Genomic DNA, 15523 nt, shown 5'->3' with positions numbered 1-15523 from the left:
GGCCGTGGTTCGATAGACACATGGATCAGGCGGGCCGGATGTGGCAGGAGATGCGAGCGCTGCTGGTCACGATCGGGTGCTTCGTGCTCGGCACCGCCGCCGGGTGCCTCGTGCTGTGGGGGGATCCGCGCCCGCTCGCGGGCGACGGTTCGCTCGGCATGCCTGCGGCCCTCGTGGCCGGGGGTGTCGCCGCCGCGGCGTTCATCGTCAGCACCCTCCTGTACCGGCGCGGAGAGACCTCGCCGATGCCCCGCTGGCAGTCGCTCGTCTCGAACGCCTCGGCCGTCGCGCTGACGATCGTCTTCGCGGGCGTGACCTCCCTCGGGGTGCTTCTCGGCGGCGAGGTCCTGGCGCTCGGGCTGCAGGGCGCGAACATTCCCCCTCTCGGCGGCGGGCTGATCGCGGGCGTGGCGGCGGCGATCGGCGGGCGCTTCGCGTTTGCGGCTGGCGTCGGCATCACCACCGAGGATCTCGCGGCGCTGCTGTTCGGCTACCTCGTGGTCGGCACGCTGTTCGCGATGCTCACGGCGGCCGACGCGCGGTGGTGGGAGCTGAACTTCTCGCAGCTGGGATCCGGCGCGCGAGGCTGGGCGTTCAACGGGACGCTGGTCGTCGCGGGGCTCCTCGTCGCGACGGTCGGATCCTTCGTCGGGCGCGACATCCACCGCCTCCGCGGCGACGCAGTCCTCGGCCGCATCGCGGCGCTCGTCGGGCTCTGGGTGCTGACGGGCGCCGCCCTCGCCTGCGTCGGCCTGTTCCCCCTGGCGAACACGCCGACCGCGCACCACGTATCCGCGCTCGCGACGCTCGTGCTCTTCGCCGCGTCGTCGGCGATGACGACGCTCGCGATCCCGGGGTGGCCCGCCCCGCTCGTCCTCGTGACGGTCGGCGTCGGCGCCCTGCTCGCGGGCGCCGTCGTGCTCTGGAAGCCGGTGGGGCTGTACTCCCTGACGGTGCTCGAGGTCGTCGTGGTCACGGTGGGGCTGCTGTGGATGACGACGCTCGTCCGGGTTCTCGCCGCCCTCACCCCGTCCGACTCGCGCCCCTCGGGCCGCCGGCACCTCCTTCATCCCGCGCACGAGTCCGCGGCCATGGATCCGCGACGCCCCGCGGCCGCCGCGAACCCGTCAGCGTGAGATCGCGAAGCGCAGCGCCAGGTGCGCCTCGCGCGGGTGCAGCCGGTGCTGTTCGAGCACGCCCGGGCCGCACGCCGCCGTGCCGACGCCGTGCACGTGCGCGTTGATCGAGAGGATCAACCGGCCCGTGTCCGCGGCGAGCTCGTGCGGATGGTTCGCCGCGTCGAGCTCGGCGTCGGTCCACGGGCGCAGCGAGAAGGAGAACGGCTCGCCGCTGATCACGAGGCGTCGCCCGCCCAGCTCGATCTCGAGCACGCTCACCTCCGCGCGCACGCCGTTGTCCTGCGGGCGGAGGTAGTGCTCCTGCAGTTCGGCGACGGATCCCTCGAACCAGCCGAGGCGCGCGCCCGCCCCGGTGTCGGGGTAGCTCTGCCGGAAGCCGCGACCGAACCAGCGCACCCGCGTCCGGGGACCGGCGCCCGGAATGACCCAGTCGTGACCGATGCGGGCGAGCGTCTGGCCCTCGGGCCAGGGGCCGCGCGGCGTCAGGCGGGCGTCGAGGGCGAGCCCGCCGTCCACGGGCTCGAGCGCGAGGCGCTCGTCGAAGCCGACGTCGCGTCCCGCGAAACCCCAGCGGCGCTCGCCGGTGTCCGGATCCGTCCACACCGCGGGCGCGTGCAGGTTGAGCTTCTTCCAGGATCCGGCGTCGGAGACCCCGCCGCGCAGCTCGACCATGCGCGTCGCGCGGTCGTTGTCGGTCGGCGCGCGCCAGGCGCCGAGCGTCGGCCCCTCGAGTCGCACGACGCCCGCGGAGATGCCGCGGGGATCCACCGCCCAGACGGCGTCCGCGCCGGCCGGCGGATCCGGGAGCCGCACGAGCCGCTGGCCCCACGCGAGCTCGTGGCCGGCGGGCGCCCAGGCGCTCGCCGCCGCGAGGCGAGCGGACACGGTCACGAGGAGCGCGTCGGGGCGCGTGAGGAGCGGCGCCGTCACGGTCTCGCGCGCCCGCGCGACCGGGATCTCGATCGGCTCGTCGACCTCGCCGCCGTCGGCGAGGAGGGTCGTCACCGTGTACGCGATCCCCTCGGTGCTCGAGCGCTCGAAGCGGTTCTCGACCTCGATCCGGTTCTCGCCCACGCGGATGTCGACGGGGCGGAACACCTGCGCCAGGTCGGTCAGCGCGGGGCGGCCGACCCGCTCGGGCGAGACGAGGCCGTCGGCGACGAAGTTGCCGTCGTGCACGGTCTCGCCGAAGTCACCGCCGTAGCCGTGGACGCGCGCGCCGCCGGCGTCGTAGGCGATGCCGTGCTCGAACCACTCCCACACGAATCCGCCCTGCACGCGGGGATAGTGCCGGAACAGCTCCTGGTATTCCTCGAGCCCGCCCGGCCCCGTGCCCATGGCGTGCGCGTACTCGCAGAGGATGAACGGCTTCGCGTCGAGCCCCGACAGCTCGCCCTCGTCGGCGAGGATCACGGCGTGCCGGGGCAGGGTCACGGTCTCGAAGCGCCCGATCTTCTCGACGGCCTCGTGCGTCGGGTACATCAGGGAGAACACGTCGGAGTAGCGGAAGCTGTAGTCGCGCTCGTAGTGGATCGGGCGCGAATCGTCGAGCTCGAGGGCCGCGGCGCGCATATCGGCCAGGTTCCGTCCCGCCCCGGATTCGTTGCCGAGCGACCACATAATGACGCTCGGGTGGTTGCGGTCGCGCGCGACCATGCGCCGCATGCGGTCGACGAGCGCGTCCCGCCAGGCGGGGTCGTCGACGGGGTTGCGGCGCTCGCCGAGCTCCGAGAAGCCGTGCGACTCGAAGTCGGCCTCGTCGATGACCCAGAAGCCGAGCTCGTCGGCGAGCTCCAGGAGTTCGGGGCGCGGCGGGTAGTGGCTCGTGCGGATCGCGTTGACGTTGCTCCGCTTCATCAGCAGCAGGTCCTCGCGGATGTCGTCCACGGTCACGGCGCGTCCGCGATCGGGGTGGTGGTCGTGCCGGTTCACGCCGCGGAACAGCACGGGGATCCCGTTCACGAGGATCTGCGCGTCCCTGATCTCGATGCGGCGGAACCCGATCCGCAGGCGCGCGCTCTCGTGCGCGCCCGCGACGACGAGCTCGTACAGCGCCGGATCCTCCGGAGACCAGGCGCGCACGCCCGGGATCCGGATCTCCTCGCCCGCGCGGGCGTCGACGCCGAGCGCCGCGATGCGGACGCTCGCGTCCGCGTCCGCGTCGACCCGCAGGATCCCCTCGCCCGTCGCCGGGTCGACGTCGGCGCGGACGCGCAGGTCGCCGAGGGATTCCTCGGGGAGGAGTAGCACCGTGACGGGGCGGAAGATGCCCGACATCCACCACATGTCCTGGTCTTCGAGATAGCTCGTCGCACTGAACTGCACGACGCGCACGCGGAGGTCGTTGACGCCCGGCCGGGCGTGCTGCGTGACGTCGAACTCGTGCGTGTTGCGGCTGCCCTTCGTCGTGCCCACCTCGCGCCCGTTGAACCAGATCTGCGCCGCGTTGTCGACACCGTCGAAGCGCAGGATGACGCGGCGGCCGTCGAGATCCGGCAGCTCGACGTCGCGCTGGTAGTCGCCCGCGGGGTTCGCGTCGGGGACGTGGGGCGGGTCGACGGGGAAGGGGAAGACGACGTTCGTGTACGCGGGCGCCCCGTGGCCCTGCAGCTGCCAGTGTCCGGGAACCTGGATCTCGGCGTCGCCGCGCGCGGGCTCCTCGGGCGCGTCGAGTGCCCGCTCGTAGGGGGCGAAGCGCCATCGGCCGCCGAGGTCGATCTCGGCGGCGTCGGAGCGGTATCGGGCCCGGGGCTGAAGGGCGCCTTCGCCCGGTCCGAGTCCGTCGATGAGTGCGCGCGTATCCATAGAGGGCAAACCTTTGCTCAGCGTCGTTGCGGAGGACACCCCCACTCTGCCACACGCGCGCGCCGCGCCCTAGGCTCCCCAGGTCACCGGCACCGAGAGTCGCACGCGGTTCGGGTCGCCCGCTGGATCTTGGATCCGCTGCGAGAGCAGTCGCGCGGCGACGTCGCCGAGGACGCGGCCGTCGACGTCGATCGCGGGCACGTCCGTGAGCCCGAGCGCCTCGACGATCGCGCGCTCGGAGCTGACGGCGGGCGGGGTCTCGCCCGCGACGAGGGAGACGTGCTGGATCCCGAGCCCCAGGGCGGTGGCGTAGGGGATCACGGCGTCGGGCCGCAGCTCGCGTACCCGCCGCGCGGCCTCCGCGCCCGCCGCGAAGGTGGGGGGATAGGGGCCGACGACCTCCAGCGACGCGCCCACGCGCGCGGCCGCCGCGCGCACGGCGGCGGTGCGTTGCGCGTCCTGCCACGAGCCTCCGGGTCCGCCCACGTAGACCAGCCGGCGGCGCCCCGTGCGGGCGAAGTGCTCGACGACGAGGGTGAAGGCCGCCGCGGTGTCGGCGACGGCCGACGACATGCCGTCGATCTCGCGGTCGACGAGCACGGCCGGCTTCGTCGCCGCGGCCCGCACGATGTCGTCGCTGCCGCCGGGGGCGACGATGATGAACCCGTCGACCTGGCGCGCGAGGCGACCGAAGGTGGTGAGGCTGTCGCCCGCCGCGAAGGAGTGCACGGCGACGGTGACCTGGCGGCCCTCGGCATCGGCTCGCGCCTGGGCTCCGCCGATGATGGGGGCGAAGAAGCTGTTGTCGAGGGTCGGGACGACGAGAGCCACGACCCCGGTGCGGCCGCCCGCGAGGAAGCGCGCGGCGCTGTTGGCGACATAGCCGAGTTTCTCGGCGGCCTCGTGGACCGTCGCGACCGTCTCGGGCAGGAGCATCTCGGGCCGGGACAGGGCGCGGGAGACCGTCGACTTCGAGACGCCCGCGAGGCGTGCGACGTCGGCGATGGTGGCCATGGGGCTCCTCGGATGGTCGATCGCGTGTGCAACGAACCGGTTGCATGGATCAGACTATCGTCTCGCGTCTTTTTTTGAAACAAAAAGCGAGTATCATCGCTCGTGTGTATGCAACCGTTTGCACGCTCAGACGCTCGAAAGGTGAGAGATGAGAAGCCGGGTCACCACCGCGCTCCTGCTGTTGCCGGGGCTCGCGTTCCTGCTCATCGGCTTCCTCGTGCCGGCGCTCGCGATGCTCTTCGCACCCCCAGGCACGGAGACGTCCGAGATATTCGTGCGTCTCGGCGAGATGCTCGTCGATCCCTTCTTCCTCGCGACCATCGGCCGCACGCTCCTGCTCGCCCTCATCGTCACGCTCATCTGCGTGGTGCTGGGGTTCCCGATCGCGTACCTGCTCGCCCGCACCTCCTCGCGGTGGTCGGGTGTGCTGCTCGCGCTCGCGATCTTTCCGCTCATGCTGAGCAACGTCGTGCGCACCTTCGGCTGGCTCGTCATCCTCGGATCCAACGGTGCGATCGGCAAGCTCCTGACCGGCCTCGGCCTCGTCGACCAGGCGCCGCAGCTGCTCTACACCCCGCTCGCCATCGTGCTGGGCATGACGCAGCTGTTCCTGCCGCTGGCGATCGTCACGTGCTATTCGGCGGTGACCCAGGTCAACCCCGGTCTCGACGACGCCGCCCGCGGCCTCGGCGCGAGCCGCGGCCGCACCTTCCGCGACATCGTGCTGCCGCTGTCGCTGCCGGGCATCGTCGTCGCCGCGACGCTCGTCTTCGCCGGATCCGTCACGGCGTACACGACCCCGTACCTGCTCGGCGGATCAGGGAACCGCATGCTCGCGACGCAGCTGTTCACCTACTCGAGCGTCACGATCGACTGGGCCGGCGCGAGCGCGACGGCCATCATCATGACGGTTCTCGTGTTCGTCGTGTCCGGCGTCTCGAGCCTCGTCGGCCGGAAGGGAGCGACCGCGTGAACACCCGCCACCCCGTCGCCGCGACGCTCGCGGTCGCCGGCTACATCATCATGATCGTGCCGATCCTCTTCGTCGTCGCCACGGCCTTCACGGACGGCGAGACCCTGAGCTTCCCGCCGCAGGGGTTCTCGATGCGCTGGTTCGGCGAGGCGCTGAGCTACCAGCCGTTCGTCGGATCCCTCGTCACGAGCCTCGAGATCGCGCTTCTCGCGACGCTCATCGCCCTCGCGGTCGGCGTGCCCGTCACGCTCGCGATCCACCGCGGCGCCCTGCCCGGTAAGGGAATCGTCGAGAACCTCTTCCTCTCGCCGCTGATCGTGCCCGAGCTCGTCGTCGGCCTCGCGCTGTTCCAGCAGCTCATCGTCACCTTCCGCATCGACAACTGGCCCGTGCTGCTCATCGGCCACACGGCCCTGCTCCTGCCCTATGCTGTGCGCGTGACGGGGGCGACGCTCGCCGGCACCGACGCCTCGCTCGAAGAGGCCGCCCGCGGCCTCGGCGCGAGCCCCATGCGGACGTTCTGGACCATCACGATGCCGATGCTCCGCCCGGGCATCTTCTCCGCGGCACTGCTGAGCTTCATCACCTCGTTCAACAACGTGCCGCTGTCGCTGCTGCTGCAGAGCCGGCAGACGCAGACCCTTCCCGTGACGATGCTCGACTACGTGCAGCAGAGCTACGACCCCATGGTGGCCGCGATCTCGACCATCATCCTCGCCGCCACCATCGTCATCGCCGTCATCGCCGAGCGCACGGTCGGCTTCGCCAAGATCTTCGGAGGCATCAACGGATGAACAACGCCGCCCAGTTCGAAAACGTCACGCAGGTCTTCGGCGACTTCACCGCCGTCGACGGCATCGACATGACCATCCCCGCCGGGAAGCTCACGACCCTGCTCGGCCCCTCCGGGTGCGGCAAGACGACGTCGCTGCGCATGCTCGCCGGCTACACGCGCCCCACCTCCGGCCGGATCCTCATCGACGGAAACGACGTGACCCGCACGCCGCCCGAGAAGCGCGGGCTCGGCATGGTCTTCCAGTCCTACGCGCTGTTCCCGCACATGACGGTCGCCGAGAACGTCGCCTACGGCCTGAAGCTCCGCCGCACGCCGCGGCCCGAGCGCGACGCCCGCGTCGCCGAGTCGCTCGAGCTCGTCGGTCTCGGCCACCTCGCGGGCCGCAAGCCGCGCGCCCTCTCGGGCGGCCAGCAGCAGCGCGTCGCGCTGGCTCGCGCGATCGCGATCCGCCCCCGGCTGCTCCTCCTCGACGAGCCGCTGTCGAACCTCGACGCCCGCCTGCGCGTGCAGATGCGTTCCGAGATCCGCCGGATCCAGGCCGAGACGGGCCTCACCGTCGTGCTCGTCACGCACGACCAGGACGAGGCGCTCGAGATGAGCGACGAGATGATCCTCATGCGCGCGGGCAAGATCATGCAGCAGGGCGCGCCCGCCGAGGTGTTCGGGTCGCCGAAGAACCGCTTCGTCGCCGACTTCCTCGGCTACGAGAACTTCATCCAGACGGCGGGCGGCCTCGTGACGGTGCGCCCGGAGCACCTCGAGATCGTGCCCGGCACCGTCTCGCCCGCCGGGGGCCTCGCGCTGCCCGCCGTCGTCACCGACGTCGCCTACCGCGGGGTGGACCAGATCATCACGGTCACCTCACGCGACGACAACGGCCAGGTCACCCTGATGTCCGACGTGCGCGCCGACGCCGCGCCCCGCGTCGCGATCGGCGACGACGTGGTCGTCACCGCCCCCGAATCCCGCCTCCTCCCCATCGAGAACTGAAAGGTTCCGCGCATGTCCCGCACCACGCCCCTTCGCCTCATCGGCCTGTCGACGCTCGCCGTCGGTACGATCGCCCTCGCCGGCTGCTCCGCGGCCGGATCCGGATCCGATGACGACGTGCTCGTCGTGAGCACCTTCCCCTTCGGCGTCGAGCAGCTGCAGGAGGCCGTCATCGACCCCTTCACCGAGGCGACCGGCATCGAGGTCGAGGTCGCGACCGGATCGAACGCCGACCGCCTCTCGCAGCTCGAGCTCGCCAACGGCGTCAACCCGGACGTCGACGTCATGCTCATCAGCGACTACTACGCCGCTCTCGGCCAGGACAAGGGCCTGTTCCAGCAGCTCGACACGTCGAAGGTGCCGAACCTCGACGCGATCGCCGACTTCGCCAAGGAAGACGCCTACGCGGGCCCCGCCTACAGCTACCAGCTCAATGGCACGCTCTACCGTACCGACGAGATCACGGCCGAGCAGGCCGCCGATTGGAACCTCTACGGCGACAGCGCCTTCGTCGGTCGCCTCGCGATGCCCGACATCTCGGTCACGGCGGGCCAGCTCACCGTCAGCGGCATCGCCGCGACGCTCGGATCCGGCCCCTACGACGTCGACACGGCCTTCGACACCCTGGGATCCTGGGCCCCCGGGATCCTCCAGTTCTACAGCTCCTCGACCGAGGTCACGAACCTCATCTCGCAGGGCGAGATCGCCGCGGCCGTGTCGCTTAACGGCTTCGCGACCGACCTCGTCGCCGCCGGCGACGACGTCGCCTGGGCCGCGCCGAGCACGGGGGCCTACATGGCCACCAACCGCGCCATGATCCCCGAGGGCGCCGCGAACGTCGCCGCCGCCGAGCAGTTCATCGACTACCTGCTGGGCGCCGAGGCGCAGGGCGCGTCGGCCGACCTCGTGGGCGACCTCCCGGTGAACCCCGACGCCGAGATCCCCGCCGAGCTGACCGCCGTCGTCGGCGACATCGCGACGGATCCGGTCGCCGCCGGCTACGCCACGCTCGACCCCGCGGAGCTCGTCCCCACGCGCGACGAGTGGGTCGACCGCTTCGCCCGCGAGGTGACGAGCAAGTGAGCCTCCCCGAGGGCTGGATCCAGCGCCTGCCGAAGGTCGACCTGCACTGCCACCTCATCGGCACGGTGCGGGCGACGACCTTCGCCGAGCTCGCGCGCCGCGAGAAGCTCGAGCTGCCCGCGGATCCCGAGCGCATCTTCGCCGACATCAACTCGCTGCCGCCGGACCCGGCGCTGTACCGCAACACGGTCATCCCCGTGCCGCAGGGGCGCTCGGCCGACGAACCCGAGGTGTCGTACTCGCTGTTCCAGGCGTCGAAGTGGGTCATCGAGACCCTGCGCAGCGCCGACGACCTCACCCGCATCGTCTACGAGGCCTTCGAGGACGCGCACCGCTTCAGCAACACGCGCCACCTCGAGCTGTTCTTCGACGACGTGCCCGAGCACCTCGCGGGCCTCGGCTACGCGGGCAGCGTCGAGGCCTACGCCGAGGGCATCCGCATGGCCGAGCGCGACTTCGGCATGACGGGCCGCATGATCAAGGGCATCGACCGCTCCAAGAGCGGGGAGGAGGCGCTCGCGCGCGTGCGCGAGGTCGTCGACAACCCGCACGAGTACGTCGCCGGCATCGGCCTCGACAACCTCGAGACCGCGGGTCCGCCCGAGCGCTTCGCCGACGCCTACCGCCTCGCGGGTGAGGCGGGCCTCGGCCGCACCGCCCACTCGTCCGAGCACGCCCCGACGGCGCAGAACACGATCACGTGCCTCGACCTGCTCGGCTGCGACCGCATCGACCACGGTTATTACGTGCTCGAGGATCCCGAGGTCGTGGCGCGCATGCGCGAGGAGCAGGTGACCTTCACGGTCGGATCCACCACCTCGCGCCGCTCGTGGCGGCCGTGGCGCCGCGCGTCGATCCGTGCGATGCTCGACGCGGGCCTCAACGTGATCCCCTGCTCGGACGACCCCGGCATGTTCCCGACGACGCTCGAGAACGAGTACCGGATCCTCGACGAGCAGATCGGCGCGACGCACGAGCAGCTGAGCCACATGGCGCTCGCGGCCGTCGACGCGAGCTGGCTGCCGGACGCGGAGCGCTCCGCGCTGCGCACCCAGGTCGCCGCCGAGATCGCGGCCCTCGACGCGGAGTTCGGCCTGGCCTGAGCGCGGTCATCAAGAATCCGGGTGTGGGGATCTCACACCCGGATTCTTTCGTGGCCGACGTGGCGCGCTGCTCGCGCGGAGATGAGCCGTAACTGCGGAGCCGTCCTCGAGAAGTCTCCGCGTGAAGGGGTCATCTCCGTAGATACGGCTCGACCCCGCGGCGAGGATCCGCACCGCGTTCGCGCGGAAGTGACCCCCTACTGCGGAGTGATCCGTAAGGAGGATCCGCAGTACGGGGGCATCTCCGCAGGTACGGTGTCAGCCCCGTCGCGATGGATCGGGCACGCTCGCCAGCAGCTCGCGCGTGTAGGCCTCTTCGGGCTCGCCGAGCACCTGCGCCACCGGGCCGTGCTCGACGAGCGTGCCGCGGCGCAGCACGGCGACGTGGTCGCTCAGCAGGCTCACCACGGCGAGGTCGTGGCTGATGAACATCGCCGCGAGGCCCGTGTCGGCGACGGTTTCTCGCATGATCTCGAGCACGCGCGCCTGGATCGTCACGTCGAGCGCGCTCGTGGGCTCGTCGGCGATCAGCAGCACGGGATCCGAGATCAGCCCGCGGGCGATCGACACGCGCTGGCGCTGGCCGCCGGAGAGCTCGTGGGGGAAGCGCTGCGCAAACGCGGCGGGCAGCTTCACGCGCTCGAGCGCGTCGCGCACCGCGCGGTCGGTGTCGGCCTGCGAGCGGCCCGCGAGGCGCAGCGGCTCGCCGATCGACCAGCCCACCGAGCGGCGCGGGTTCAGCGAGGAGGCGGGATCCTGGAACACGATCCCGACCTTCGCGTACAGCGCCCGGCGCTCGCGTGCGGGCAACTGGGCCGGATCCTTCCCGCCGAGCAGAACGGATCCGCCGGACGGGGTGACGAGGCCGGCGATCGCGCGGCCGAGGGTCGACTTGCCGGATCCGGATTCGCCGACGACACCGAGCACCTCGCCGCGGCGGATGTCGAGGCTGACGCCGTCGAGCGCGAGGCGCCCGTGGCCGTAGGAGACCGTGAGGTCCTGCACCGAGACGAGCGTCTCGTCGGAGTCAGAGGCGAAAGCGGAGACGCGCGCCGCGCGGGCCCGTCCCTCCGCGAGGCTCGGCACCGCCGCGAGGAGCTCCTGCGTGTAGGGCTCCTGCGGACGGGCGATGACCGAGGCGACGGGGCCCTGTTCCACGGGCCGGCCGCCGTTCAGCACGACGACCTTATCGGCGATCTCGCCGACGACGCCCATGTCGTGAGTGATGAGCAGCACGCCCAGATCGAGCTCGCGCACCAGGCGAGCGAGCAGGTCGAGGATGCCGCGCTGCACCGTGACGTCGAGCGCCGTCGTGGGCTCGTCGGCGATGAGCAGACGCGGGGACCCGCTGAGGGCCATCGCGATCAGCACGCGCTGCAACTCGCCGCCCGACACCTCGTGCGGGTGGGAGGCGAGGATCCGCTCGGGGTCGCGCAGCTCCGCCTGCGAGAGCAGTTCGGCGGCGCGGGCGGCCGCGGCCGCACGCGCGCGGATCCCCTCGCGCACGCGCAGGAGGTCGCGGAAGACGCGGCCGATCTTGGCGGTCGGGGTGAGGGAGCGCATGGGCTCCTGGAACACGACGCCGACGCGGTGCGCGCGAATCTCGCGCAGCCGCGCCGCCGTCGCGCCGACGAGCTCCTCGCCCTCGAGGCGCGCGCTGCCGGCGACGGTCGCGCCGTCCGGCGCCATCCCGATCGCGGAGAGCGAGGTGACGCTCTTGCCGGATCCGGATTCGCCGACGAGCGCGGTCACGCGCCCGGGGCGCACCGACAGGCTGACGCCGCGCACGACCTCGCGGCCGCCGAAGGCGACCCTGAGGTTCTCGAGGGTGAGGAGGTCGTTCGTCATTCGCCGAGCGTCACCGTGAGGTAGTTCGGGTAGGCGGGGAACTCGCCGATCACGAAGTTCGCGACGCCGGACCCGTGCAGGAAGGAGTTGCGCGAGTAGATCAGCGGCACGACGGGGGCGTCGGCCATGATCTGCTTGTCGATCTCGACCCAGGCGGCGTTGGCCTCGTCGGTGTCGGTGATCGAGAGGGCCTCCTCGATCGCGGCGTCGACGTCGGGGTTGCTGTAACGGGCGAGGTTGTAGTTGCCGTTACCGATCTGGTCCGACGCGAACAGCGGCTGGATGTTGGCGCTGGCCGCGGGGATGTCGGGCTGCCAGCTCGACAGCGTCATGTCGTAGCCGCTGCCGTCGCCGGCGGGGATCTCGGCCGACCAGGCGGCCGAGTCGAGGGTCTGGATCGTCACGTCGATGTCGGCCTTCGCGAGACCCTGCTGGATGGCCTCCGCGGCCGCGACCTGGTCGTCGCGGATGACGAGGCGCAGGTCGAGGTCGGTCGCGTTCGCCTCGGCGAGCAGCTCCTTGGCCTTCTCGACGTCGCCCGCGGGGTCGTCGCCGTAGAGGCTGAACTCCTCGCGGCCGGCGATGCCCGGCGTGATGAGCGTGGTCGCGTAGTCGCCCGAGATCTCGCCGCCCTTCGCGGTGAGGTACGCGGTCTTGTCGACGGCGTACTCGATGGCCTCGCGCACCTTCGGGTCGCTGAGCTGCTCCGACTCGGTGTTGAGCGCGAGGTACTCGAGGGCGCCGGGGCCGCTCGTCACGAGCCGGTCGCCGACCTTCGGGTCGTTCTGCGCCTGCACGAGCTGCGCCGGGGGAACGAAGGTCGCCAGGAACGAGTTCTTCGAGTCCTCGCGGTCGGCGATGAGCGACTGCGCGACGACCGAGGAGTCCTGCGCGAGCTTGAAGACGATCTCGTCGGGGCCGCCCGCGCGCGCCTCGTCGGTCTCGGGATCCCACTCGGGGTTCTTCTTCATGACGATCTCGTTGCCGGCCTTGTACGACTCGACGGCGTACGGTCCGCTCGCGACGGGCGCCTGCGCGTAGGAGGCGGGATCGCCGGACTCGAGCGGCACGGGGGCGAAGGCCGGGGTCGAGGCGACCCACGGGAAGTCGCCGTAGGCGCGGTTCAGGTGGAAGACGATGGTCTTGTCGTCGGGCGTCTCGATCGAGTCGAGGTGCTGGCCGTCGAACGGGCCGGTGTAGTCCTCCGCGCCGTCGAGCACCGCCTTGTGGTAGCTCAGGCCGCCGGAGAGCTCCGTGGCGAAGGAGCGCTCGAGACCGTACTTGACGGCCTCCGAGGTGATCGGGGTGCCGTCCTCGAAGGTCAGGCCGTCCTTGAGCGTGAAGGTCCAGGTCTTGCCGTCGTCGGACGGGGTGCCCGTGTCGGTAGCGAGGTCGGGGATGACCTCCGTCGTGGCGTCGGGGCTGACCTTCCACGCGGTGAGGCGGCGCGCGTTGAGGCCGAGCGAGGTGATGGCGAGGCTCTGGCTCGTCGCCGGGTCGAAGCTCATGTCCTCGGCGGTCGTGTAGATCGTGAGCGTGCCGCCCTCGACGGGGGCGGGCTCGCCGTTCGTGGATCCGTTGCCGCCGTTGTCCGCCGAGCACGCGGTGAACGCCAGGGCGCTGGCGGCGAGGATCGCGGGCGCGATGAGCAGGCGACTGGTCCGTGTGCGGGTCATGAGTTCTTCACTTTCTGTCGTGGGGTGCGAAGAGCGGACCGCGGCGCCGCGAGGCGGCGGTCGAGGAGTGGGCCGAGCAGGTCGGCCACGAGGTTGGCGATCACGATGAGGGCGGCGCTGAACAGCGTCGTGCCCACGATGATCGGCAGGTCGACGGTGCCGGTGGCACTGATGAGGAGAAGGCCCATGCCGGGCAGGCCGAAGACGCGCTCGGTGATGACGGTGCCGCCGAGCAGGGCGCCCACGTCGAGCGCCGTGAGCGTCATCACGGGCAGGGCGAGGTTGCGCAACGCATAGCCGTCGATGCGGCGCTCGCCGAGGCCGGCCGCGCGGGAGGTGCGGGCGTAGTCGAGGCCGAGCTGCTCGATCATCGACGAGCGCACGAGGCGCGCGTAGACGGCGCCGTTGAGGATCGCGAGCGTGATCCAGGGCAGCACGAGGTGCGTCGCCCAACCGATCGGGTTGTCGGTGAAGGCGACGTAATCGCCGGAGGGCATGATGCCCCACGTGAACGCGAAGACGAGCAGCAGGAGCAGGCCCACCACGTAGGAGGGCGCGGAGGCGGCGAAGACCGCGCCGCCCGTGATCGCGCGGTCGAGAACCGTGCCCTGCTTGCGCGCCGCGAGAGCGCCGAGGCCCACGCCGACGATCGTCTGCAGCACGATCGCGCCGAGTGCGACCGAGACCGAGACCGGGAAGCGCTCGATGATGAGCGAGGTCACCGACTGGTGCATCTGGAACGAGTAGCCGAGGCACGGCGCGGCACATTCGATCACCACGCCCGCGGATCCGAAGGAGCGCCCCGTGAAGATCCCGCCGATGAAGGTCAGCATCTGCTGCCACCACGGGTCGGAGAAACCCATGAACTCGCGCGCGGCCTCGAGGTTCTCGGGGCTGCACGGTTTTCCGCACATGGCGAGGGCCGGATCCGCCGGGCCCAGGTAGAAGATCGCGTAGGTGAGCGCGACGACGACGAAGAGGACGGCGAGGCCGCGGATCGCGCGGAGGAGGCCGCTCATCGTCCTGCCTTCCGGGGGTCGAGGGCGTCGCGGATCGCGTCGCCGAGGATGTTGAACGCGAAGGTCACGATGAACAGCGCGCCCGCGGGGAAGATGAGGAACATCGGGTCGACCGTGACCCAGTTGATCGCGTCGCCGATCGAGCGCCCCCAGCTGGGAGTCGGGGGCAGCACGCCGACGCCGAGGAACGACAGCGTCGCCTCCGCGCTGATCCGTCCCGGTAGCGAAATGCAGGAGTAGATGATGATCGTCGGCGTCACGTTCGGCAGCACCTGGTGCCGGAAGATGTGGCCGAAGCGCGCGCCCATGACGCGCGACGCGGTCACGTACGGCTGGCGTGCGACGACGCGCGTCTCGGCCGCGACGACCCGCGCGATCGACGGCCAACCGAACAGACCGAGCACGCCGATCAGCATGAGCTCGCGCGGTGCGTCGACCGGGAAGATCGCCGAGAGGGCGATCGCGAAGATCAGGAAGGGGAAGCCGAGCGTGACGTCGGTCGCGAAGCCGACGACCTTCTCGGCCCAGCCGCCGCGGGCGCCGGCGACGATGCCGAGCACGACGCCGATGATCGTCGCGATCACCGTCGACCCGAGCCCGATGAGCAGCGAGGTGCGCGCCCCGTAGACCACGAGCGAGAACAGGTCGCGGCCCGTGCCCGGCTCGACGCCGAACCAGTGCTCGGCGCTGACTCCGCCGAGGATGCCGGCGGGGGCGGTCGTCGGTGACAGCGCCTCCGGGTGATAGGTGAAGGGGTCGTTGCCAGACAGGCCCGCGACGAACGGCGCGGCGGCGGCGGCGATGACGCTCACGACGATGACGACGAGCGCCGCGAGCGGCACCGGCCGTCGCAGGCGATGCCAGAGCTCGGAGCGTCGCGCGGGCTCCTCAGGCGCGGCGGGCTCGCCGAGACCTGCGGCCTCCTGGGTCGTCATCCGAGGCGTTCTCCTTCGTGGTGCATCGCTTCATCTTGCGATCGCCGGGCGCTCAGGCCAAAAATTCGGCGTAACACCCGTCATACAACGCTGTCTTCCCGAGCGTATTCCCGCGCGGCCCGGAAAAGGTCGTGGCGCCGCC

Annotated in this window: 12 protein-coding genes; 6 read left to right on the top strand and 6 right to left on the bottom strand. The window is 71.2% G+C overall.

Annotated elements, in window-relative coordinates; all coding sequences use genetic code 11:
- Positions 1-20: 20 nt before the first annotated feature.
- A complete protein-coding gene (locus IEX05_RS08800; RefSeq protein WP_229661223.1) occupies positions 21-1136 on the top strand; it encodes a DUF998 domain-containing protein in 1116 nt (371 codons plus the stop codon).
- Here IEX05_RS08800 and IEX05_RS08795 read toward each other — a convergent pair.
- A complete protein-coding gene (locus tag IEX05_RS08795; protein ID WP_229661222.1) occupies positions 1128-3944 on the bottom strand; it encodes a glycoside hydrolase family 2 TIM barrel-domain containing protein in 2817 nt (938 codons plus the stop codon). The two genes, IEX05_RS08800 and IEX05_RS08795, sit on opposite strands and share 9 nt — an antisense overlap.
- Before the next feature lie 69 nt (positions 3945-4013).
- Positions 4014-4958 carry a LacI family DNA-binding transcriptional regulator gene (locus tag IEX05_RS08790; protein ID WP_188700993.1) on the bottom strand — a complete coding sequence of 315 codons (945 nt, stop codon included), beginning with the start codon at positions 4956-4958 and terminating at the stop codon, positions 4014-4016.
- Positions 4959-5106: 148 nt separating this feature from the next.
- Here IEX05_RS08790 and IEX05_RS08785 point away from each other — a divergent pair, with 148 nt between their 5' ends.
- Genes IEX05_RS08785 through IEX05_RS08765 form a run of 5 tightly spaced genes read left to right on the top strand, consistent with a single transcriptional unit; the run spans position 5107 to position 9903 of the window.
- Entirely contained in the window at positions 5107-5931 is an 825-nt protein-coding gene (locus tag IEX05_RS08785; RefSeq protein WP_188700992.1) for an ABC transporter permease, read from the top strand.
- Positions 5928-6725 carry an ABC transporter permease gene (locus IEX05_RS08780; RefSeq protein ID WP_229661221.1) on the top strand — a complete coding sequence of 266 codons (798 nt, stop codon included), beginning with the start codon at positions 5928-5930 and terminating at the stop codon, positions 6723-6725. The genes IEX05_RS08785 and IEX05_RS08780 overlap by 4 nt, the downstream gene beginning before the upstream one ends.
- Complete coding sequence (locus IEX05_RS08775; protein WP_188700991.1) at positions 6722-7717, top strand: ABC transporter ATP-binding protein; 996 nt, start codon at positions 6722-6724, stop codon at positions 7715-7717. The genes IEX05_RS08780 and IEX05_RS08775 overlap by 4 nt, the downstream gene beginning before the upstream one ends.
- A 12-nt stretch (positions 7718-7729) precedes the next feature.
- On the top strand, positions 7730-8800 hold the full coding sequence (locus IEX05_RS08770) for an ABC transporter substrate-binding protein (RefSeq protein ID WP_188700990.1): 1071 nt from the start codon (positions 7730-7732) through the stop codon (positions 8798-8800).
- Positions 8797-9903: an adenosine deaminase family protein gene (locus IEX05_RS08765; protein ID WP_229661220.1), complete on the top strand. Its 1107-nt coding sequence runs from the start codon at positions 8797-8799 to the stop codon at positions 9901-9903. Before IEX05_RS08770 ends, IEX05_RS08765 begins: the two co-directional genes overlap by 4 nt.
- A 258-nt stretch (positions 9904-10161) precedes the next feature.
- On the opposite strand, the gene IEX05_RS08760 is transcribed toward IEX05_RS08765, so the two are convergent.
- From IEX05_RS08760 to IEX05_RS08745, 4 genes are read right to left on the bottom strand one after another with little or no spacing between them, the layout of a single operon-like run.
- A complete protein-coding gene (locus IEX05_RS08760) occupies positions 10162-11751 on the bottom strand; it encodes a dipeptide ABC transporter ATP-binding protein (protein WP_188700989.1) in 1590 nt (529 codons plus the stop codon).
- Positions 11748-13427: an ABC transporter substrate-binding protein gene (locus IEX05_RS08755; protein WP_188700988.1), complete on the bottom strand. Its 1680-nt coding sequence runs from the start codon at positions 13425-13427 to the stop codon at positions 11748-11750. Before IEX05_RS08755 ends, IEX05_RS08760 begins: the two co-directional genes overlap by 4 nt.
- Positions 13424-14446 (bottom strand): ABC transporter permease, encoded by a 1023-nt coding sequence (locus IEX05_RS08750; RefSeq protein WP_188700987.1) that lies wholly within the window; start codon positions 14444-14446, stop codon positions 13424-13426. The genes IEX05_RS08755 and IEX05_RS08750 overlap by 4 nt, the downstream gene beginning before the upstream one ends.
- Entirely contained in the window at positions 14443-15381 is a 939-nt protein-coding gene (locus tag IEX05_RS08745) for an ABC transporter permease (RefSeq protein WP_188700986.1), read from the bottom strand. Before IEX05_RS08745 ends, IEX05_RS08750 begins: the two co-directional genes overlap by 4 nt.
- Positions 15382-15523: the final 142 nt, after the last annotated feature.

The sequence above is a fragment of the Microbacterium nanhaiense genome, assembly GCF_014646015.1.
GTDB lineage: Bacteria > Actinomycetota > Actinomycetes > Actinomycetales > Microbacteriaceae > Microbacterium > Microbacterium nanhaiense.
The sequence above is the reverse complement of the archived record's forward strand: the minus strand, read 5'-3'. Positions and strand labels throughout refer to the sequence as shown.